Raw genomic sequence first — 21,192 nt, 5'->3', positions numbered from 1 at the left:
TGGGAAGCGCCGTTTTTTTGGGTTTTTGGGGGAATATCGATGTCTTCGGTAACGGCTCAAGTGAACGGCATCAGGCCAAAATGCCAGGGTTTTTGTATCTGCTTGTTGCCCAAAGGCGGGTGTTCGTCGATCTACCGCCCTAGCGTCTTTTTCCTGCAAACAACCCCCAGTAAACTTGTAACCCCCTTGAAACAAGATTAGCCACGCTGCCAGGTCGCGTTCTGTTGCACAATACGCCCCGGACCGTTTCTCTCAGGATGTTCAATGTTCAAATCATTTCACATGCGCACCGTCGGGCTTGCATTGGTGCTGGCCGCCGCAGCCGGTTGCTCGTCGAAGAAAGCCGCCATCTACGAGCACGAGAACTTCGATGATTCCGGGACGTTCTCGCGCACTTATCCAGTGAGCGACGCGGCGACCTGCGAGGCCGGGCGCCGGGCGTTGCTTAGCCAGGGCTACATCATCACCAGCAGCGATCCGAAGCTGGTCAGTGGCCACAAGAGTTTCCAGCAGACCGGCGAGACCCACATGGAGATCAGTTTCAACCTGGTCTGTGCCGAGGACGGCGGTGCCGGACATCGTGCGACCATGTTCGCCAACGCCTTGCAGGACCGTTATGCCCTGAAGAAAACCAACAACTCCGCCAGCCTGGGTGTGGGTGTGCTGGGTTCGGTGTCGATGCCGATCGGCTCTTCGGACGATTCGATGGTCAAGGTCGCCAGCGAAACCGTGTCGGCAGCCAAGTTCTATGAGCGTTTCTTTGCCTTGGTGGAGCTGTTCCTGCCCCCCGAAGCGAAGAAAGCTGCCGAGAAGGCCGAGAATGCCGATAAGCCAAAAACGGAGCTGGGTGTCCCGGAAACCAAGGCTGAACCGGCCGCCTTGATGCCGGCTCCAGTTGCTGCGCCTGCGTCGGAACCTGTTGCGCCTGCGCCAGCAGCCACTCCGGTAGAAGAGGCTGCACCGGCCCCCGTCGAAACCGCCCCTGCGGTGTCGGAGCCCGTCGCACCGCCGAGCGAGCCAGCGCCGATTGCGCCTGAGTCGTTCGAGTCTGCGCCGACGTCGGAAACCGTGACACCGCCACCACCACCGTCCAGCTCGTTACCGGCCCCGAGCGAGCCGATCCAGCCGCTTCCGGCTTCCTGAGGTCCCCGTGGCAGGGTGTTACGCCCTGTCACACTTCACGCGGTAATTTCCCGACCCTGTGCTACGTTTAATTCATGAAGCCTTTGCTTCATGTTTTGTTCATAAAGCAGCTTTATGCTGATGCCAGCGCCATCAGGCATTGGATTCAATGACAGGGGAAGGACACGTAATGGATGATTATCAGGAAGAGCTGCTGGAATACCAGGCCTATGAACTGGACCCGCTGGAACCCGCCGAAGATGCAACGGAGTTGTGAGAGAGCAAGCTAGCGCTTGAAACTCAACGCCCTCTGTGACTACGACGAAACTCCCCAGGCGTCTGGTCATTCCAGCGCTTGAAGGCTCGCTGAAAGGCCTCGGCTGAGGCAAACCCCAGCAAGTAGGCGATTTCGCCGAACGCCAGTTCGGTATCGCGTATGTAGGTCATGGCCAGGTCGCGGCGGGTGTCGTTGAGGATGGCGCGAAATTGCGTGCCTTCCTCGGCCAGCTTGCGCCGCAGGGTCCAGGTCGGCAGTTTCAGGCGGGCCGCCACTTCTTCCAGGTCGGGTTCCCGGCCCCCGCTGAGCAATGGTCCCAGCAATTGAATGATGCGCTCACGCAGGCTGCGGGTGCGGGTCAGTTGTTCCAGTTCCCGTTCACACAATTGAACCATATGGTGCCAGGTGCTGGGGCAATGCTGTGGGTTGCGCAGGGCGAGGCTGTCCAGGCCCAGTCGCAGTTGATTCTGTTCGGCGCCAAACTGGATCGGGCAGTCACCGAGCGTGCGGTAAGCCTCCAGGTACGCCGGTTCCTCGAATTCGATTTCGATGCGTTCGGGCCGCAGCGCGATGCCGCTGACGCTGGACAGTTGGGCCAGCCAGCCGGCGATGATCGAATCCACGACAAAGCGGTTGTAGGCGTTATACGGGCTGATGGAGTAGAACCGTAGCCAAGCGCCGCGGGCATCCTCATGAAAACTCGATTGGCCGCGATAGTTGGAGCCATACAGCGGCTCGAAGCGGATCATGCAGCGGGCCGCCTCGCGCACGGTCGGCGCCTGGGCTGCGGTAACGCCCGCCAGCCCAGCCTGGCTCAAGCGCCCGAGCTGACCCATGCGCAGGCCCAGGGCCGGGTCCTGGGTCTGTTGAATCGCAGCGTGGCCCAGGCGCATGTAGCGTGGGATCGACAGGCGTGCGCCGGGCTCGGCCAGGCGCGCGGCATCGAGGCCGTACTGCTCCAGCAAAGGCTTGGGGTCTTGCCCATGGCTGGCAATGGCGTCAGCCAGGCTGTGGACGAAGCCTACTGACAGGTCCCCCAGGCGCATCGGCTGCGGCTTCATGGTCACAACCACAGGTTAAGCAGGCGCGCGCCACGGGCTTCGCCATCGGGGAAGTGCTGGCCGTTGTGGCTGATGAAACTCTGGCCGGCGCTGCCGCTGTCCCAGAACTGGCCACGCAGGAACACGCTGACACCGCCCCGGGCCTGGCTGATGGGCAATTGGCCGGTCAATGTCAGGCGATGCCAGGCTTGCCCCTCGCTCACTTCACCGGGCTTGAGGCTCACTTCGCTCGGTGTGGACAGGCCCTTATAACCGCTCCAGGGCTTGTCCCAGGCGCCGCGACCGATGATGAAGGCGGGCACCACGATCAGTTGCGCGCCTTGTTCGTTGAGCTGCCGGTAATGGAGCGGGTACCAGCTGTCGCTGCCGATCAGCACGCCCAGGCGCCCGGCAGGGGTGTCGATGACGAGCGGGGGGGGCGGATGGTCGGCGCCCAGCACATCCTGTTGTTCGAATACCGGATGTCGTTGGCGTTGCGGCTGGCCGATCGGTCGGCCATCGCTGCTGAACACCAGGCTGCTGTTGTACAACGCGCCGCGGCCAATCTTCAGTTCGCCGTCGCTGACGCTGGGCTCGGGCAGCACGATGGAGCCGGCCACCAGGGTGATGCCGAACTCCTTGGCCAGTCCGCCGAACAGCGCTTGATAGTCGCGGGCCATGCCTTCGGCTTTCATACGCAGGTAGGCATCCTCCAGGCGGTTATCGCCTTGGGCGCTGACCAGCGCCTGGATAAACGCCAGCGGATTGCTGACCGCCAGCCAGTGCATGGCTTCCTTCAGGGTGGTGGCCTGGTACAACTCGTCTTTTTCGCCGCCGACCATCAGCCAGGTGCCGATGTGCTCGGGCAGGACCACCACGGTCTTGGCATTGAGAAAACCCTGGTCGCGAGCTGCCTGGAGGTAGGCCGCCAGTTTGCGGTGCAGGCGCTCGGGGCTCTGGTAGTCGGTGGGGAACAGTTCAGGCTGGATGCCCAGCAGGTTGCCGCGGTCGGCGGGCGTGCCTTGGTCGACCGCCAGGTTGATACGCAGGTCTGACAGGTAATGACCCGCTGGACGATCGGTCGTCCACAGTGCGTAGGTGATCAGGGCGGCAATCAAGGCCAGTGAAAACAGCAGGTACAGAAATTTGCGCATGGGGGAACAGTCAGCGGCCGTGTGCAGGTTCGTGATTTTTCATCAGGAGCTACGGGGCAGGGTACGGGAAAACAAGGGATTAGCGAAGGGCGGGCTGATTTGTACGCACGGCAAGCACATGCAAAAGGTGTCCAGGGAATCACCTGAATGGCATTGATGAGGTGCCGGGTGACCTTCGATCCCCCGACAGCTGATCGGTGCGCTGCGCATTTGGATCATTAACTTGTCAGTTACGGTCATTGAGCGCCCGCATCCGGACTCTTACGCTGTGGGCCATGACAGACGCACGCCGCAGAGCTTGCGCTTTTTTCCGTGATCGCCCGTTGTGGAGTTATCGATGACCGCCTCCCATTACCCGCATCTGCTGGCCCCGCTGGACCTGGGTTTCACCACGTTGCGCAACCGTACCCTGATGGGCTCGATGCACACCGGCCTGGAAGAGAAACCCGGTGGCTTCGAACGCATGGCGGCGTATTTTGCCGAACGCGCTCGGGGCGGCGTGGGCCTGATGGTCACCGGCGGGATCGGGCCGAACGACGAGGGCGGTGTCTACTCCGGCGCGGCCAAGCTGACCACCGAAGAAGAGGCGCTCAAGCACCGGATCGTGACCCGGGCCGTGCACGAAGCCGGTGGCAAGATCTGCATGCAGATTCTTCACGCCGGGCGCTATGCCTACAGCCCCAAGCAAGTGGCACCGAGCGCGATCCAGGCGCCGATCAACCCGTTCAAGCCCAAGGAACTGGACGAGGAGGGAATCGAGAAGCAGATCAGCGATTTCGTCACCTGCTCGGTCCTGGCCCAGAAGGCCGAATACGATGGCGTCGAGATCATGGGGTCGGAAGGTTATTTCATTAACCAGTTCCTGGCGGCCCACACCAACCACCGCACCGACCGTTGGGGCGGCAGCTATGAAAACCGCATGCGCCTGCCGGTGGAGATCGTCCGCCGGGTGCGCGAAGCGGTAGGCCCGAATTTCATCATTATCTTTCGCCTGTCGATGCTCGATCTGGTGGACGGCGGCAGCACCTGGGACGAAATCGTCCAGTTGGCCAAGGCCATCGAGCAGGCCGGCGCGACGATCATCAACACCGGTATCGGTTGGCACGAAGCACGAATTCCCACCATCGCCACCAAGGTTCCCCGGGCGGCGTTCAGCAAAGTGACGGCCAAGCTGCGCGGTTCGGTGAACATCCCACTGATCACCACCAACCGCATCAACACCCCGGAAGTGGCCGAGCAGATCCTGGCCGAAGGCGATGCCGACATGGTCTCCATGGCGCGGCCGTTCCTGGCTGATCCAGAGTTCGTCAACAAGGCCGCTGCCGGTCGCAGCGATGAAATCAACACCTGCATCGGCTGCAACCAGGCGTGCCTGGACCACACCTTTGGCGGCAAGCTCACCACTTGCCTGGTCAACCCACGGGCCTGTCATGAAACCGAGCTGAACTACTTGCCGGTGACCCAGGTGAAGAAGATCGCCGTGGTCGGCGCCGGCCCGGCCGGGTTGTCCGCTGCCACGGTGGCGGCCGAACGTGGGCACCAGGTGACGCTGTTCGATTCGGCCAGTGAAATCGGTGGTCAGTTCAACATTGCCAAGCGCGTGCCGGGCAAGGAAGAGTTCTTCGAAACCCTGCGCTATTTCAAACGCAAATTGCAGACCAGCCATGTCGAGCTGTGCCTCGACACCCGGGTGGATGTGGCGCAATTGGTGGCGGGCGGCTACGACGAGATCATTCTCGCCACCGGCATCGCCCCACGCGTGCCGGCGATTCCCGGGGTGGAGCATGCCAAGGTCTTGAGCTACCTGGACGTGATCCTCGAGCGCAAGCCGGTGGGCCGCAGCGTCGCGGTGATCGGTGCCGGCGGTATTGGCTTCGACGTGTCGGAGTTCCTGGTTCACCAGGGCGTCGCCACCAGCCAGGACCGCGAGGCGTTCTGGAAGGAGTGGGGCATCGACACCCACCTCGAGGCCCGTGGCGGCGTGGCCGGGATCAAGGCTGAACCCCATGCACCGGCGCGCCAGGTGTTCCTGCTGCAACGCAAGACCTCGAAGGTCGGTGACGGCCTGGGCAAGACCACCGGCTGGATTCATCGCACGGGCCTGAAGAACAAGCAGGTGCAGATGCTCAACAGTGTCGAGTACCTGAAGATCGACGATGAGGGACTGCACATTCGCATCGGCGAAACCGGCGAGCCGCAAGTACTGGCGGTGGATAACATCGTGATCTGCGCCGGCCAGGATCCACTGCGTGAGCTGCAGGAAGGCCTGGAAGCGGCGGGGCAGACCGTTCACCTCATTGGCGGTGCCGACGTGGCGGCGGAACTGGATGCCAAGCGGGCGATCAACCAGGGGTCGCGGTTGGCGGCGCAGTTGTAAGGCTCAATCCCAGGAAAACCCTTGTGGGAGCGAGCTTGCTCGCGATTGCGGTGAGTCAGTTGCATGGATGTTGGCTGATCTGTCGCTATCGCGAGCAAGCTCGCTCCCACAGTGGGGAGGGGTGAACCTGAAGTCCCCCGCCAGCTGTTAAGATACCGGCCTGTTTCCACCCGGCCTGCCGCCATGCTGCTTCCCGCCCTCGACTGGCATCCCCAACCCCGACTCGAACCCCTTCACCTGGATTGGCTCGCCCGTGCCGGTATCGAAGTGGCGGTGTTGCGCCTGGACCGGATCGATCCGCTGATCAGCGGCAACAAGTGGTTCAAGCTGGTCCATCATCTGCGCGCCGCCCATGAGGTCGGTGCCGAAGGGATCATGAGCCTGGGTGGTGCCTATTCCAATCATTTGCATGCGTTGGCGGCGGCCGGCAAGCGCTTCGGCTTTCCCACGGCCGGGCTGTTGCGCGGTCATCCCCAGGAGACGCCGACGGTGCGCGACCTGAAAGCGTTTGGCATGGACCTGCACTGGTTGGGTTATGGCGGATACCGAGAGCGGCACGCAGCGGATTTCTGGGGACCGTGGCAGCTCCGCTACCCACATTTGCATCCGGTGCCCGAGGGCGGTTCGGGTTTGCCTGGGGCGCAAGGTTGCATGACGTGGGTGGCCAGTGTCCGTGAACAACTGGCAGCGCTGGGATGGGCGGATTATCACGGCTGGTGGTTGGCCTGCGGCACTGGGACATCGCTGGCCGGACTGGTGCTGGCCGAAGCGGGCGAGCGCCCGGTCTACGGCGTGCTGGCCGTGCCCTCGGACCATGGCGTGGCCCGGCAGGTCGAGCGCATCGTGGGGGAAGCAGGGCTTTGCAGCCCGCGTCATGAGTTGTTCGACGGCAGTCGTGGCGGGTTCGCCCGGGTCGATGCCGAGCTCACGGCCTTCATCGAAACCACGACGGCCATCGAACTGGAGCCGTTGTACACCGGCAAGGCCTTGATGGTGCTCAAGGCGCGGGTCGAGGCGGGGGACTTTGCCCCCGGTATGCGCCTGGTCTTTGTCCACACCGGCGGTTTGCAAGGCCGCCGAGGGTTCGATTGACGGGCAATCAGCCGCGTTTGGGCATCATCCGCAGCAGCGTGTTGTCCCGTACCACGTAGTGGTGATACAGCCCCGCCAAGGCATGCAGGCCAATCAACCAATAGCCGATGGTGCCGCCCAGCACGTGCCAGCCTTCCAGTTGCTTGGCGAAATCCTTGTCTTGATCGATGAGCAACGGCAGATCGAAACCGTAGAACATCACCTGGTGCCCTTCGGCGCTGGTGATCAGCCAGCCCAGCAGCGGCATGGCGATCATGAACAGGTACAGCGCCCAGTGCATCAGGCGGGCGAGGACGGTTTGCCAGACAGGCGATGCCGGAAAAATCGCCGGTGCCCTGCCCATGCTGCGGGCGAACAGGCGCAGCCAGACCAGCACGAACACCGTCAGGCCGAGCATGAAATGCGCTTCCTTGATCAATGTCCGGCCGCCGCTGCCCTTGGGAAAAATTCCCCGCAACTCAATGCAGGCATAAACCACGGCCAGCAGGACCAGCATCAACCAATGCAAGGTTACCGTGACGGTACTGTAGCGGCTTTCCGAGTTTTTCCAGGGCATTGCGGGTATCTCCAACAATCAGGGTAGAGCGCCGTCTAGCGCGGCGTATCTTTACTGTAAGCCCGTTTCGTTGGGTTTGCATGAGCCAGATCAGGTTTGCCGGCAAGAATCCAAAGGGCAGGATCAGGGTGTGAAGTCTGGTGGGTTCAGCAGCCAGTCCAACAGCAGCCTTGCATCATGATTGCCACGGGACGGTTTCGGTGGGGTGGCGGGTCCTGCGCCGATATCGACCGCCCCTGGGCACAGCACCGGTCGGTCGGGGTCGCCATCGAGAAAGCTCACCAGCACTTCGCTGCCGGCCATCAGGGGAGGGCTGTCGCCCAGCGTCAGTCGCGACACGGGCAGCGTGATGCCTTCCTGGTCCGGCGCCCAGAGGCTGACACTCACTTGGCCGTGCTCATCGAACGGGGCCGGCTGGCCGGTGCGGCCGAGTACATGGGCCAGGTGATAGCCGGGAATACACGGTTTGGGGTGCTTGAGGGCCGGCCTGAACACGGTGGACCAGGGAATGGCGGTGAAGCGGTTGCGGTAGTCACGGGCCGACGGTGTGGTGGGCAGGTCCGGTTCAAGGATCGAAAACTGCCGCCCGCGATGCTGGACCTCGGTGATCAGCCATTGATCGTTGAAGGTGGAAACCGGGTGTTCGCAGATCGGCACGATGTCGCCGCTGTGCAGGGCCGGTTGATCACTGTGGCCATGGATTTCCCGTTGCCGACAGCGCAACCGCTCCAGATGGCGGCGTCCGGCCTGGTAACGGTGAGTCAGGGCCGGGTCGCCGTGCATGGCCTCATGGTCGATCTGCCCGAGGGGTTGATTCGCCGCCGGGGCCTCGGTTTCGGTCGCTCCCCGGTCACGGAACCCCACAGGCACGCCAGGCACCGTCGCGTGGTGGCGCATATACAAGCGTTTGATGGCCGGTATCGAGTTGTCGTTCGGGCGCAGGGGCAGCTCGACGGAGCGTGCGGGGAAACTCTTCGGGTCTTCGGCAAACACCAGGGTGTGGCCCTGGGGAGTGTGTTCGAAGTGGTAATGAATGCCTTCTTCCTCACACAGGCGTTGCAGGAGGGCCAGGTCGCTTTCGTCGTACTGGATGCAGAATGGGCGACACGGATACTGCCCATGGGGCAGCTCGAAACGGTAACTGTCAGCGGGCAGAGCGTTGTCTTCCAGCAGGCGCTGCAGCAACTGCAGCACGCTGAGCCGATGGAAAACCCGGCGCCGCGGGCCTTGTTCCAATCGCTGCAGGTAGGGCACCAACGTCAAGCGGTAGCCGATGCGCCGCGGTGCCGAGGCACTCAGGCTGACGCTGTGGACAACCCCATGGATGCCCGACTCGCCGTCCAGGCGCAGGAATGCCGGTTGCCCCAATAGCAGGTCGGGGTTTATCGGTGGGGCCAGGCAGATCAGCTCGAGGTCAAAGCGGTACGGCTGGTTGAGGGCTTCGCGGCCATTGAAGCGCAAGACTTGCAGCTGCAAGTCGTTTTGCGTGAGCGTCAGGCTGAAGGGACTTTCCGTGTCGTTGCGCATCGCGCCTCCTACTGGCAGGGACAGAGGCCCAGAGGGTACGAAACCATGGGGGGGAACGGTGCTCGCGAGCCGCTATTTCAGAAAAGCCCTACAACACACTGTGAAAATGTCGATCCGGCAGGCTGAATTTTTTGGTCGATCAGCCGGTTTAGGCCGTATAAACTTGCGCCACAGCGCCGGCCGGCAGATGTCTCGGCGCGTCAGACAAGAGAGTGAGTAATGGGCGCACAGTGGAAGGTTAAACACAAAGAAGCGGCTGCCAATGCCAAGGGCAAGATCTTCGGCAAACTGGTGAAGGAAATCACCATTGCCGCGCGCAACGGTGCTGATACCGCGACCAACGCGCACTTGCGTCTGGTGGTCGAGCAGGCGAAGAAGGCCTCGATGCCCCGCGAGACCCTGGAACGTGCGATCAAGAAAGGTTCCGGCCAGCTCGGTGAAACCGTGCAATACCACCGCGTCACCTACGAAGGGTTCGCGCCGCACCAGGTGCCGCTGATCGTTGAATGCGTGACCGACAACATCAACCGTACCGTCGCCGAAATTCGTGTCGCGTTCCGCAAGGGCCAACTGGGTGCCTCGGGTTCGGTGGCGTGGGACTTCAACCATGTCGGCATGATCGAAGCCGCGCCGGACAGCCCGGACGCCGATCCGGAAATGGCCGCCATCGAGGCCGGTGCCCAGGATTTCGAGCCGGGCGAAGACGGCGCGACGTTGTTTCTCACCGATCCTGCCGACCTCGATGCCGTGCAGAAGGCCTTGCCGGAGCAGGGCTTCACCGTATTGTCGGCCAAGCTGGGCTATCAGCCGAAGAATCCGGTCAGCGGCTTGACCGACGAGCAGATGGCTGAAGTCGAAGCCTTCCTCGAAGGCCTCGACAACCATGATGACGTGCAGGACATGTTTGTCGGGTTGGCGGGTTAAGCACCACGCTGTTTGGGTCAGGGACATGATGGACATGTGGCGAGGGGATTTATCCCCGCTGGGCCGCGAAGCGGCCCTAAAACCAGACGACTTGAGTATGTCTGGCTGACTCTGCAGGATTTAGGGGGCTGCTGCGCAGCCCAGCGGGAATAAATCCCCTCGCCACAATAGGTGGTGTGCTTGACGGGTTGGTGCTGCTGGCTCAACCGCTGTGTTTGAACTCGCGCAGCAAGCCTTCAATCTCATCGAACCCCGGCCGTGCCAGCACCTCCGGCTGACAGCAGCGCGCCTCCAAATCCAGCAGCCATGCAAGATCCTGCGCACTGGGCGTCGGTTCGATCCGTGCCAGCAATTCCCCCAGCAGAATCCCGAAGGCCCGCATCTCGACGCGTTGCAGTGCGCGGGTTTGCAAGGTGTCTGCAGTGGCGTGGAACGACGCCGCGCCAAAGTCCCCCAGCAGGCAATCGCCCTGGTCATTGCACAGGATATTGTGCCCGTACAGATCCCCATGGGTGATGCCCTGGCGGTGCAGGTGCGCCGCCACCGAGGCGATGCCGTGGGCGATGCGCAAGGCCACCGGAGCGCTCAGGCGCAGTTCATCGGCATACACGTCGCGGGTGCATGACGCCAGGCTCGGCAGCCCGGCGAGGTTGCGATAGCTGGGCTCGATCAGTGCCATGACCAGCCCGGCCTGTTGCTCGGGGTGCCCGGCGACCTGGCCCAACACGTCAATCAGGTTCGGGTGTCGACCGGCGGTGATGCAGGCATGCATTTCATGCAGGGGGGAGCCATCGCTGGTCATCTGGCCTTTGTACAGCTTCACCGCGACGTTTCGCGCCACTTGGCCGGGCGCCTGCCAGATCGCTTGGTGAATCACTCCGGAGGCGCCTTCGCCCAGTTGTCGTTGCAGCGTCAGTTGCGACCAGTCGATGGGGGTCGTGGTGTTCAAGGCTGCGGCATCGGCCTGGGTTTCCAGTGGGTTGCCGGCGTAGGCCAGCCAACCGAGGCTCGGCAGCTCCAGCAACCATTGCGGCAGTTCGGTCAATTGGTTGGCGGCGATGCGCAGCAGTTCCAGGCGATGACACTGGCCCAGGCTCGCCGGTAACTGCTGCAAACGGTTGCCGGCCAGCATCAGTTTTTGCAGGTGCGGGCGTTGGCCCAGCTCATCCGGCAAGTGGCTGACGTCGTTGTCGGTCAGGATCAGCCAGCGCAGCCGTGGTGGCAGCGCGGCGCCCGTGACGCGGGTGATGCGGTTGGCCTTGAAACCGACCATGGTCAATGCGCTGCAACGGCCCAGGCATTCGGGCAGTTCAGTGAAGCGGTTGTCGGAACAGAACAGCACACGCAGGCGAGCCAGCCGATGCAGGTCGTCGGGCAACGTGTCCAACTGATTGCCGCTGAGGTTGAGGATCTCGAGGGAATCGGCCAGCTCGAAGATTTCCCGGGGAAACTCCGTCAAGCCGCAGGCCAGGTCCAGCCGGGTGATGCCCGAGAGCTGGCCGGCGCGTAGTTGGGCGAGGGTGTGCATGGCAGGGTTCGCTGTTGATCAAGAAGAAAAAACGCGGACACACCTGTGGCGAGGGAGCTTGCTCCCGCTGGGGGGCGCTGTAGGAGCTATGTAGGAGCTGCCGAGTGCAACGAGGCTGCGATCTTTCCCCTAGCGCTTGAGGCCCAAGTGAAAGATCAAAAGATCGCAGGCTCCGCCAGCTCCTACAGAACCCAGCGGGAGCAAGCTGCCTCGCCACAGGTCATCGGTTCAATTGATTGTGAGATGGCCGCATGATAACTGCAAAATTCCCTCTAGCGCTCGATGCTGCGGTTCCAACGGGCGTTCCAGGCCGGGCGTTGTTCGTTGACCTGGTCCCAATCCACGGCAATCGCTGTTTCCAGGTATTGCTTCATCGCCTCCACCTGGCCACGGGTCTTGTCGGTGGTCGGGGTGTTGGGGTTGGAAGGGATCTGGTCGCCTTCTTCCAGGGCAATGGCCTGGGCTTGCGGGGTCAGCAGGAAAGCGGCGAGCTTTTGTGCCAGTTCCGGCTGGGTGTTTTGCGCGATGGTGCATTCGGCGACGTTGAGGACCACGGCGCCTTCCTTCGGCTGGGCATATTCGACGGGCATGCCCTTGAGTTTCAGCGCGGTCACCTGAGTCGGTGTCAGTGGGAACAGCGCGGCTTCATCGGTCTGTAGCATTTCGGATATCTTCGCCGAGCTCGGGATGTACTCCAGCACGTTGCGCCCCACCGTGTTCGGCCACGCCTTGAAACCTGGCTCGACGTCGGTTTCGCTGCCGCCCTGGATCCGGTTGAACATCAAAAAGCCGTGCAGGCCGAAGGTGGACGAGGCCATCGACTGGAACACCACTTTGTCCTTGAAGCGCGGATCGGCCAGGTCCATCCATGAAGTGGGCGTATTCCAGCCTTTTTCCTTGAACAGCCGGGTGTTGTAGGCCAGCCCCGTCACCCCGAGGCTGACGGCCACGGCCTGGTCCTTGATACGCCCCTTGGCCGGGATCTGCGCCAGGGTCGGGCTGTCCTCGAGCTTGTCGCACAACCCCATGGCGATGGCGCGGTACATGATGCCGTCATCGAGGAACATCACGTGCATCTGCGGGTTGCCTTTGCTGGCCTGGACTTTCGCCAGGATGTCGGCGGAGGTGCCGGGCACGATGACCACTTTGACATTGTTGGCTTTCTCGAACGCCGGCAAGACCTTGTCGGCGTAGAGCCGCTCCATGGTGCCGCCGTTCATGCCCAGGTAAAGCGTCGGCTCGGCCAACGCCTGGGTGACCGGGAGCAGGGCGCCCAGGCAAGCGGAACCCAGCGAGCAGAAACCGAACAGTGCACTGCGTTTGACGTTATTCATTGGCGCGACCTTCCTCTATCAAGCAACGGAGATGGAGTGAAACCGGGTGATGGAAAACGCATCCAGCGGCGTGGTCGAAGCCCCGCTGCAGATGATCTCGGTGAGTGCCTGGCCCACCGCCGGACCGATCTGGAAACCCGCGCCGGCAAAGCCGAACGCGTGCAATAGACCGGGCTGGGTGCTGCTGTGGCCGATCACTGGTTGGCGATCGGGCAGGTAACCTTCGGTGCCGCTCCAGGTACGAATCGCCTGGGCGCCCTCCAAAAACGGGTAGAGCTCGACGGCCTGGCGCAGGATTTCCAGCACGGCGTTCTGGCCGGGCCGGGCGCGAGCGGCATCCAAGGCAAAGCCTTGGCCGCCTCCCAGTACGCAATTGCCGCGCGAGACCTGGCGGGCGTAGATACCGCCACCCTCGACGCCGGTGCTGGCGTCCATGACCAGGGGCAAGGGTTCGGTGACCAGCATCGCCGGGTGCCCGGCGTGCATCGGTACCGCTTCGCCGAATTGCGCGGCGAACTGGCTGGCCCAGGCTCCGGCGCAGTTCAGCAGCCAGGGCGCGTGGAACGTCAGGCCCGCTGCGGTCTGTACGACAAAGCGTTGGCTGTCGTGCACCACGTTGCTGACAGTGCATTGTTCATGGATTTGCGCCCCCTGTCGGCGAGCGGCCTGGGCGAAGGCTGGGGATACCAGGCGCGGATTGGCATGGCCGTCATCCGGGCAGAGCGACGCCCCCACCGCGACGGCGCCGACCCACGGAAAACGCCGGCGCAGGGCCGTGCGATCGAGCAGTCGCAAATCCAGGCCGAAGCCTTGGCTGGCGACGGCGTAGTCGTGCAGCGCTTGCAAGTCTTCGGCGCTGCGGGCCAGCTTCAGATGACCGCTGCGCTGGTACTCGCCGTCGATGCCGATCAACTGGGGCAACTGGCGCCAGATTTCATGGGCCCGTTGCGACAGGGGCAGTTGCGACAGGGGGCGGCCCTGGCGGCGCACACCGCCGTAGTTCACGCCGCTGGAGTGCGAGCCGCAGAAGTCGCGCTCCAGCAACGCCACCCGGCGTCCGGCCTGGCTCAGGAACAACGCGGCCGAGGCGCCGACGATACCGCCACCAATGATCACTGCATCCACTTCGATCATGGCTCGACCTCCAGGCCGAACGGCACGGGTTTGATCGGTGCCTGGGCCCGCAAGCGGCCGATGCTGGCGACAGCGCGGCCACTTTCGCAGGCAATGATCTCCGCGGCAGCGGCGCCGCACATCCGCCCCTGGCAACGGCCCATGCCGACCCGACAATGGGCCTTGACCCGGTTGATCTCCCAATGGCCTTCGCCCACCACCCGGCGGATATCGCCGGCGCTGACTTCTTCGCAGCGGCAGATCATCAGGTGATCGGCAGCGTCGGCGGCCCAGTGTTCAGGAAAGGCAAATGCGCGCTCCAGGCCTTCCCGGAATCGGCCGATGCGCTCAAGGGCTTCTTCCAGTTGCGTGCAACGCTGCGGGTCGGTCGAGTAGCCGAGGTCTTCGAGCAAGGCCAGGGCCGCCCGTTCACCGGCCATTTCCGCCGCGTCGGCACCCATGATTCCGGCACCGTCACCCGCCAGGTAAACCCCCGGTACGCTGCTGCGTCCAGCGTGGTCCCGCAGTGGCAGCCAGGCGCGGTTGAGGGCGCTCCAGGAAAACTCGCAGCCCAGCAGGTCGGCCAGTTGAGTTTCGCTGCGCAAGCCGTGGGCGAAGGCCACCGCGTCGCAATCGAGGGTTTGCTCGCCTTTTGCGTTGCGCCATTTTAGCGACTGGACCCGGCGTTCCCCGCTGATACGCGACAGATTCGCGCCTTGGTGCACACTGATGCCGTGGGCGGTCAGCCAGGCACGGTAGTAGAGCCCCTTGGCGAGGGTGGCCGGTTGCACCAGCAGGCCGGGCAGGGCGCGGGCCTGGGCGCTGAAGGGCGAACTGTCGAGCACCGCGACCACGTTGGCCCCGGCCTTGGCGTACTGATACGCCACCAGATACAGCAAGGGACCGCTGCCAGCGAACACCACCCGTTCGCCGATGGCGCACCCCTGGAATTTCAGCGCGATCTGCGCCGCGCCCAGGCTGTACACCCCGGGCAGGGTCCATCCAGGTACGGGCAGGATCCGGTCGGTGGCGCCGGTGGCGACGATCACGCTGGCGTATTCAAGACGATCGGCGCGACCTTCATGCAAAGTGTCCAGCACACCGGCTTCGGCGTTCCACACCAGGGTGTCGGGACGGTAATCGAGCTGCTCGCGCAACTCGTCGAGGGTCTGGTGGACGGCGCTGGCCTTGTGCGCTTCGAAGCCATAGAGCTTGGTGGGCGAGCGCTTGAAGTTGGCCGGTTGAGGCCGATAGATCTGCCCGCCACCGCGAGCGGCTTCGTCCAGCAGGACGGGATACACGCCATGGGCGACCAGGGTCTGCGCGGCGCGGATACCGGCCGGGCCGGCGCCGATGATGGCTATCGGTTTCATCGCCACCTCACGGGCAGGGCCGGGGGATTCGTGGGGTTGTCGAAACGGTCATCGCGAGCAAGCCCGCTCCCACATTTGATTTGGGGTGATGCTTTATCTTGTGCACGCTGCAAATCCCCTGTGGGAGCGAGCTTGCTCGCGATGAGGCTCGGCCTGTCGACAATGTTCATACCTGGCGCCCCGGTTCGCGGCTGATGTGCTGCCCGGCTTCCAGCAGGGTCGAGCAGGCGCGTACGCGGCGACCGTCGCCCAGGCGCACCCAGCAGTCCTGGCAGGCGCCCATCAGGCAGAAGCCGGCCCGGGGCTCGGCGCTGAAGTCACTGCCGCGCAGGTGTTCGCTGCAGGTCAGCACGGCGGTCAGCAGCGTGTCCCCCTGCAGCCCGGTGGCGGGCTGGCCGTCGAGGGTGAAGTCCAGGGCCGGGCGGTCGCCTTCGGCCAGTCGTTTCAGCAGTGCCATGACACCCTCATTGTTTGCCTACCAGGACCCGATCCAGGCCATAGACCCGGTCGAGCAGAATCATGGTCAGCGCGGTGAGCCCGATGACCAGCGCCGAGACCGCCGCCATCATCGGATCGATGGATTCGGTGGCGTACACGTACATGCGCACCGGCAAGGTTTGCGTGGCCGGCGAGGTGACGAAGATCGACAGCGTGACTTCATCGAAACTATTGATGAACGCCAGCAGCCAGCCCCCGGCCACCCCCGGCAGGATCATTGGCAAGGTGATTTGCCGGAACAGTGTGAAGCGCCCGGCCCCCAACGATTGCGCGGCCTGTTCGGCGCTGCGGTCCAGGCCGATGGCCGAGGCCAGCACCAGGCGCAGCACATACGGCGTGATCACCAGCACATGGGCGAAGATCAGCCAGGCGAAGCTGCCGTTCACGCCCATCAGCGCAAACAGGCGCAGCAAGGCGACCCCCAGTACCAAGTGCGGAATGATGATCGGTGACAGGAACAAGCCGTTGAAGAAATCCCGGCCCGGGAACTCCAGCCGCGTGATCGCCAGGGCCGCCGGCACCGCAATCAGCGTCGCCAGTGAGGCCGCGCAGAACGCCAGGACCAAGCTGTTGTAGAACGCGTCGACAAAATCCGCGCGCTCGAACACCGCGCGAAACCAGCGCAGGGAAAATTCGGTGGTCGGCAGGCTCAGGGTGTTTTCCGGGGTGAAGGCGACGAGGCAGACCACCACCAGCGGCGCGAGCATGAAGACCACCACCAAGGCGTGGAACAGCAGCGCGAAAGGACCGTTTCTGGACATGACGAATTATCCCAATGACTTCTTGTAGCGGCCTTCGATCATCCGGTTCCACGACAGCATGATCAGCAGGTTGAGCAGCAGCAGCGCGACGGCGATGGCTGCCCCCATCGGCCAGTTCAGCTCCGACAGGTACTGGTCGTAGATCAACGTGGCGACCATCTTCAAGCGCCGTCCGCCGAGCAGGCCGGGAATCGCGAAGGAGCTGGCGGCGAGGCCGAACACAATGAGGGTGCCGGACAGTACGCCGGGCATGATTTGCGGCAACACTATTTTGCGGATCACCGTGAACTGGCTCGCCCCCAGGGACAGCGCGGCCTGTTCGGCGGCCGGGTCGAGTTTCTGCAACGAGGTCCAGACTGGAATGATCATGAACGGCAACATCACGTGGACCAGGGCGATGACCACGGCGAACGGTGTATAGAGCAGCTTCACCGGCGCACCGCCGAAGGCTTGCAGGGCCTGGTTGATCAGGCCGTCGGCGCCGAGCAACAGGCTCCAGCCGAAGGCTCGTACCACCACCGAAATCAGCAGTGGCGTGAGAATCAGGATCAGGAAAATCGAGCGCCACGGCGCGCCCATGCGACTTAGGATGTACGCCTCGGGCACGCCGATCAGCACGCACAAAACAGTGGTCAGGGCACTGATCCAGAATGTGCGCAAAAAGATCTCGTAGAAGTACGGATCACCCAGCAGGCTGGTGTAGTGCTCAAGCGTGTAGGCGTCGCCGTCGATGCCCGAACTGTAGTCGAAGACGTTGAACGACAGGACCAAGGTCAAGCCCAAGGGAATTACCAGCAAGCCCAGGTACAAGGCCAGGGCCGGCGCGGACATCAGGTAGCCTTGCCGACCGCGGCGCATCGCATCGATCAGCTTCATGCCGGTACCTCGTCCACACTCAGCACCCGCAGCAGTGCCGGATCCCAGTCCAGGCCCACCGCCGTGCCTTCGACCAAGGGCGCCGAGCCGTCGTTGCGGCGCACCACGCAGAGTTCACCCAGGCCGGTGGACACACCGTACAGCCATTGGCTGCCCAGGAAAAAACGGCTGACGAGGGTGCCTTGCAGTCGCCCTGAACCGGCCTCGCACAGGTCGATTTTTTCCGGGCGCAGGCTCAGGGTCAGCTCGCCATCGGCCTGGCTGCATGCTTGAACGACGCCCGCACTGTCCCGCACACCGGGCAGCAGGTTGGCTTTGCCGACGAAGCTGGAAATGAACTCGGTGCGCGGGTGCTCGTAAAGGGTGTACGGCGCATCGATCTGGGTGATGCACCCGGCCTGCATCACCACGACCCGGTCACTGATCGACAGGGCTTCGGACTGGTCGTGGGTCACCATCAGTGTGGTGATTCCGACTTCGCGCTGGATGCGGCGAATTTCGTATTGCATCTCTTCGCGCAAGTTGGCGTCGAGGTTGGACAGTGGCTCGTCGAGCAACAGCACCGGCGGTTCGATCACCAAAGCCCGGGCCAGTGCCACGCGTTGGCGCTGACCGCCCGAGAGTTCTCTCGGGTAGCGGTCGGCGTGGCGGTCCAGGCGGACCAGTTTCAACACCCGGTCCACCCGTTGTTGCAGTTCGGCGTTGGCCACTTTGCGCATGCGCAGGCCGAAGGCGACGTTGTCCTTGACGGTCATATGGGGGAACAGCGCGTAGCTCTGGAACACCACCCCCAGGCCACGGCTGGCGGGCTTGGCGTGGGTAATGTCGCGCCCGTCCAGCAGGATGCGCCCGCTGCTGACTTCGACGAAGCCGGCAATCATTTGCAGGGTCGTGGTCTTGCCGCAGCCGGAAGGCCCCAGTAGCGAGACAAACTCGCCTTTTTCCACCGACAGGTTGGTGGCGACCACGGCATCGATGTCACCGTAGCGTTTGCCAAGTCCTTCAAGTTGCACAAAAGCCATCGCTGCGCTCCACCTGGGATTGTTATGCGTCGCCGCAAGGGCGCGCTTTTTTATGGGCAGATACGAAAGGGTGCTGCTGGGGTGCGTTGGCGCTCGACCTCGAGTCGGCTGCCGCTGTTGTTCGAATCGCCCCTGTCTGGACGAAGAGTAGGACGAAGAATAGGATGGGCTCAATGGACTATTTCACTGAGATGAAGACTATTTTCAGTTTCATTCAGTGAGTAAATTTAATAATGAGAAATTACATGTTTGATTCCACTCATCGGAATAATGGCAAGGGCGAAGTCGGTGTCGGAGCGGTCTCCAGGCTGTTTGCCGTGTTGCGCAGCTTGGGTGACACCGCCGAAGGCGGTGAGCGAGTGACGCAATTGGCCCAGCGCATCGGCCTGTCCCAGCCCACCACGCATCGCTTGCTGCGCAGCCTGATGGACGAGGGCATGGTCGAGCAGGATGCCAGCAGCAAACGCTATCGCCTGAGCCTGGAGTTCTTCGCCCTGGCGGCCCGCGCCGGCAATACCGGCAATCTGCGCGACCTGGTGCGCCCGGCCATGCTGCGGTTGTCGGCGTCCTTGGGGGACTCGCTGTTTCTGCTCGCCCGCAGTGGTTTCGATGCCATTTGCCTGGACCGCAGCGAGGGACCGTTTCCGATCCGCACGTTCACCGGTGACATTGGTGGCCGCGTGGCGTTGGGCGTGGGGCAGGGCAGCCTGGCGATCCTGGCGTTCCTGCCGCAAGAGGAGCGCGACACGGTGATTCAATACAACCTGCCACGGCTCAAGGATTTCCATCTGTACGACGAAGTCTTCCTGCGTTCGGAAGTGGAGAACGTGCGCGCGCTGGGTTACGCCGGGCGCAACACCGGCGTACTGCAAGGCATGGCCGGGGTGGCTGTGCCGATCCTGGACCGTGATGGCCGGGCCGTGGCCGCCTTGAGCGTGGCAACCGTGAGCGACCGGTTGGGGCCCGATCGCCTGCCGACGGTGGTGGACATGCTCAAGCGCGAGGCGGCCCTGATCGGGCCGCGGATCAACCCGTTCGACCCGTTGCTGCGCAGGCCTTCGCAGGTGTTCGGGCAGGGGTGAACACACCTTGAAGCCTTCCACAAATCCCTTGTGGGAGCGGGCTTGCTCGCGAAAGCGGTGTATCTGCCAAGATGATGTCGCCTGACACACCGCCTTCGCGAGCAAGCCCGCTCCCACAGGGGATGGTGATGCTCAGAAGTCCAATGTCTGCTTAAGTCTTTGCATTGTCGGCGTGTCACTCGGTATGACCATCGCATAGTTGTAGCCCGGCCCGGACCAGTACTCGGCTTCCAGCTCGCCATCGCGGCGACTGCCCCGGGGCAGCAGGAAGTTTTTCGGGCCGGGTGGGCGCACGTAGAAGCTGATTTTCTGACCGCTGGGGTCCTGATAGACCACCATCGCCGCTGCGCCTTGCTCGGTGCTGAGCAATCGCCCGCTGACCGGTTTGAAGCCGGCGCCGGACAGGTTGGGCAGCCGGTCGGCCTGGGTGAAGTAGCGGTCGAGCCAATCTTGCATGTGCTGCTCGTCGCCGCTCTGGTAATCGGCTGGAAGGATGCCCTGCTGGGCAATCAACCGGTATGCCTGGAGGGCATCGGCCATGGGCGCAACGGCGCTGAGCAGGGTCATTTGCCGCGCCTGCCAGCCACCGAAGCCTCCCACGCTGACCGCCAGCAGCAACACCGCGGCGCTGGCCAGGTGGCGATGGGAGCGATGTTTCAGGCGTTGGCGAATCATGGCCGGGTCGAGGTCCGGGTTGGACGGTTGTTGCAAGGCTCCGCTCAGGGCCGTGCGCAGGTGCTGTGCGTCCTGTTGCCAGGCCCGGATACGGGCGGCGACTTCGGGCTGGTTGGCCAGGTAGGTCTCGACCAGGCGCTGGTCGGCCTCGCTCAGTTGACGATCGACGTAGGCGTGCAGGTCGCTTTCGCTGGGGGGCATGCTGATCATTTGAGTATCCGCAGGGTGGGGCGGGTGATTTCGCCATCGCTGAGTTGGCGCAGGGCCTGGCGGGCGCGGGACAGGCGGGACATCACCGTGCCGGTCGGTACGCCGAGGATGTCGGCGACTTGCTGGTAACTCAAGCCTTCCACCGACACCCATAACAACAGCGCACGCTGTTCCGTCGTGAGCTGATCGAAGGCCTGCAAAGACGACTGTGCGATCACGCTGCGTTCGGCCGAAGGGTGGGCATCGTCGCGGCCGGTGAAAAACTCCAGCATGCGCGCGTACCGGCGGGAGCGGCGATGGCCGTCGAGAAACTGCCGATACAGGATCGAAAACAGCCAGGCTCGCAGATCGCCGTCCGGACGCTTGTCGTTCCATTTGGACAACGCCCGTTCCAGGCACATCTGCACCAAGTCGTCGGCGTTGCTCGGGTTGCGCGTCAGCGACACGGCAAAGCGCCGTAGCCTGGGGAGGAGTTCGCGCAACTGTTCGTCTAGTGCATTCATGGAAGGTGGCTTCTGTAGGCAGTCACTGCGCCGGGACTGGAAAGACGACCCGCGAACGAGATTATTCCAGTGCAGGAAAAATAAATACGAGGCGTGGGAATAAACCTGCCAGGTCTTCGTCTGACGGATCCATTTCCAACAAATGGCC

At 63.2% G+C, this 21,192-nt stretch carries 19 protein-coding genes; 5 read left to right on the top strand and 14 right to left on the bottom strand.

The genetic code is table 11. From position 1 onward, the window contains the following. The first annotated feature begins 264 nt into the window (after positions 1-264). On the top strand, positions 265-1,143 hold the full coding sequence (locus BLP82_RS26540) for a DUF2242 domain-containing protein (RefSeq protein WP_092175380.1): 879 nt from the start codon (positions 265-267) through the stop codon (positions 1,141-1,143). Positions 1,144-1,422: 279 nt separating this feature from the next. Here BLP82_RS26540 and BLP82_RS26535 read toward each other — a convergent pair whose 3' ends face one another. Then, positions 1,423-2,460: an AraC family transcriptional regulator gene (locus BLP82_RS26535; protein WP_092175376.1), complete on the bottom strand. Its 1,038-nt coding sequence runs from the start codon at positions 2,458-2,460 to the stop codon at positions 1,423-1,425. Between the two features lie 2 nt (positions 2,461-2,462). Beyond that, complete coding sequence (locus BLP82_RS26530) at positions 2,463-3,593, bottom strand: carbon-nitrogen hydrolase family protein (protein ID WP_092175372.1); 1,131 nt, start codon at positions 3,591-3,593, stop codon at positions 2,463-2,465. A gap of 337 nt (positions 3,594-3,930) precedes the next feature. Here BLP82_RS26530 and BLP82_RS26525 point away from each other — a divergent pair, with 337 nt between their 5' ends. Both BLP82_RS26525 and BLP82_RS26520 read left to right on the top strand, forming a co-directional pair. Further along, positions 3,931-5,970, top strand: a complete 2,040-nt coding sequence (locus BLP82_RS26525) for an oxidoreductase (RefSeq protein WP_092175367.1) — start codon at positions 3,931-3,933, stop codon at positions 5,968-5,970. Positions 5,971-6,153: 183 nt separating this feature from the next. Next, complete coding sequence (locus tag BLP82_RS26520; RefSeq protein ID WP_092175363.1) at positions 6,154-7,062, top strand: 1-aminocyclopropane-1-carboxylate deaminase/D-cysteine desulfhydrase; 909 nt, start codon at positions 6,154-6,156, stop codon at positions 7,060-7,062. A gap of 7 nt (positions 7,063-7,069) precedes the next feature. Here BLP82_RS26520 and BLP82_RS26515 read toward each other — a convergent pair whose 3' ends face one another. Then, positions 7,070-7,618, bottom strand: a complete 549-nt coding sequence (locus tag BLP82_RS26515; RefSeq protein ID WP_092175359.1) for a cytochrome b — start codon at positions 7,616-7,618, stop codon at positions 7,070-7,072. 123 nt (positions 7,619-7,741) lie between these two features. Then, a complete protein-coding gene (locus BLP82_RS26510; RefSeq protein WP_092175355.1) occupies positions 7,742-9,145 on the bottom strand; it encodes a type VI secretion system Vgr family protein in 1,404 nt (467 codons plus the stop codon). 219 nt (positions 9,146-9,364) lie between these two features. Between BLP82_RS26510 and BLP82_RS26505 the strand changes: the two genes are divergently transcribed. Then, entirely contained in the window at positions 9,365-10,069 is a 705-nt protein-coding gene (locus BLP82_RS26505) for a YebC/PmpR family DNA-binding transcriptional regulator (RefSeq protein ID WP_003183149.1), read from the top strand. 202 nt (positions 10,070-10,271) lie between these two features. On the opposite strand, the gene BLP82_RS26500 is transcribed toward BLP82_RS26505, so the two are convergent. The 8 genes from BLP82_RS26500 to BLP82_RS26465 form a co-directional block, all read right to left on the bottom strand. Then, positions 10,272-11,597, bottom strand: coding sequence for a leucine-rich repeat-containing protein kinase family protein (locus BLP82_RS26500; protein WP_092175351.1), 1,326 nt, complete (start codon positions 11,595-11,597; stop codon positions 10,272-10,274). A 272-nt stretch (positions 11,598-11,869) separates the two neighbouring features. Beyond that, a complete protein-coding gene (locus tag BLP82_RS26495) occupies positions 11,870-12,931 on the bottom strand; it encodes an ABC transporter substrate-binding protein (RefSeq protein ID WP_072405345.1) in 1,062 nt (353 codons plus the stop codon). An 18-nt stretch (positions 12,932-12,949) separates the two neighbouring features. After that, a complete protein-coding gene (locus tag BLP82_RS26490) occupies positions 12,950-14,065 on the bottom strand; it encodes an NAD(P)/FAD-dependent oxidoreductase (protein WP_092175347.1) in 1,116 nt (371 codons plus the stop codon). Next, a complete protein-coding gene (locus BLP82_RS26485) occupies positions 14,062-15,417 on the bottom strand; it encodes an FAD/NAD(P)-dependent oxidoreductase (protein ID WP_092175343.1) in 1,356 nt (451 codons plus the stop codon). Before BLP82_RS26485 ends, BLP82_RS26490 begins: the two co-directional genes overlap by 4 nt. 166 nt (positions 15,418-15,583) lie before the next feature. Beyond that, positions 15,584-15,874 (bottom strand): (2Fe-2S)-binding protein, encoded by a 291-nt coding sequence (locus BLP82_RS26480; RefSeq protein ID WP_092175339.1) that lies wholly within the window; start codon positions 15,872-15,874, stop codon positions 15,584-15,586. Positions 15,875-15,881: 7 nt separating this feature from the next. After that, positions 15,882-16,676 carry an ABC transporter permease gene (locus BLP82_RS26475; protein WP_072405341.1) on the bottom strand — a complete coding sequence of 265 codons (795 nt, stop codon included), beginning with the start codon at positions 16,674-16,676 and terminating at the stop codon, positions 15,882-15,884. Positions 16,677-16,682: 6 nt separating this feature from the next. Next, positions 16,683-17,552, bottom strand: a complete 870-nt coding sequence (locus tag BLP82_RS26470) for an ABC transporter permease (protein WP_092175335.1) — start codon at positions 17,550-17,552, stop codon at positions 16,683-16,685. Continuing rightward, a complete protein-coding gene (locus BLP82_RS26465) occupies positions 17,549-18,574 on the bottom strand; it encodes an ABC transporter ATP-binding protein (RefSeq protein WP_092175332.1) in 1,026 nt (341 codons plus the stop codon). Before BLP82_RS26465 ends, BLP82_RS26470 begins: the two co-directional genes overlap by 4 nt. A 245-nt stretch (positions 18,575-18,819) precedes the next feature. Here BLP82_RS26465 and BLP82_RS26460 point away from each other — a divergent pair, with 245 nt between their 5' ends. Next, positions 18,820-19,656, top strand: coding sequence for an IclR family transcriptional regulator (locus tag BLP82_RS26460; RefSeq protein ID WP_092175328.1), 837 nt, complete (start codon positions 18,820-18,822; stop codon positions 19,654-19,656). Between the two features lie 132 nt (positions 19,657-19,788). Here BLP82_RS26460 and BLP82_RS26455 read toward each other — a convergent pair whose 3' ends face one another. Further along, entirely contained in the window at positions 19,789-20,541 is a 753-nt protein-coding gene (locus BLP82_RS26455; RefSeq protein ID WP_092175324.1) for an anti-sigma factor family protein, read from the bottom strand. Continuing rightward, on the bottom strand, positions 20,538-21,044 hold the full coding sequence (locus BLP82_RS26450) for a sigma-70 family RNA polymerase sigma factor (protein WP_092175321.1): 507 nt from the start codon (positions 21,042-21,044) through the stop codon (positions 20,538-20,540). Before BLP82_RS26450 ends, BLP82_RS26455 begins: the two co-directional genes overlap by 4 nt. Positions 21,045-21,192 lie beyond the last annotated feature (148 nt).

Origin of the sequence: Pseudomonas sp. NFACC37-1, from assembly GCF_900101575.1 — a bacterium.
In the GTDB taxonomy this organism is placed as follows: domain Bacteria; phylum Pseudomonadota; class Gammaproteobacteria; order Pseudomonadales; family Pseudomonadaceae; genus Aquipseudomonas; species Aquipseudomonas fluorescens_AA.
The sequence above is the reverse complement of the archived record's forward strand: the minus strand, read 5'-3'. Positions and strand labels throughout refer to the sequence as shown.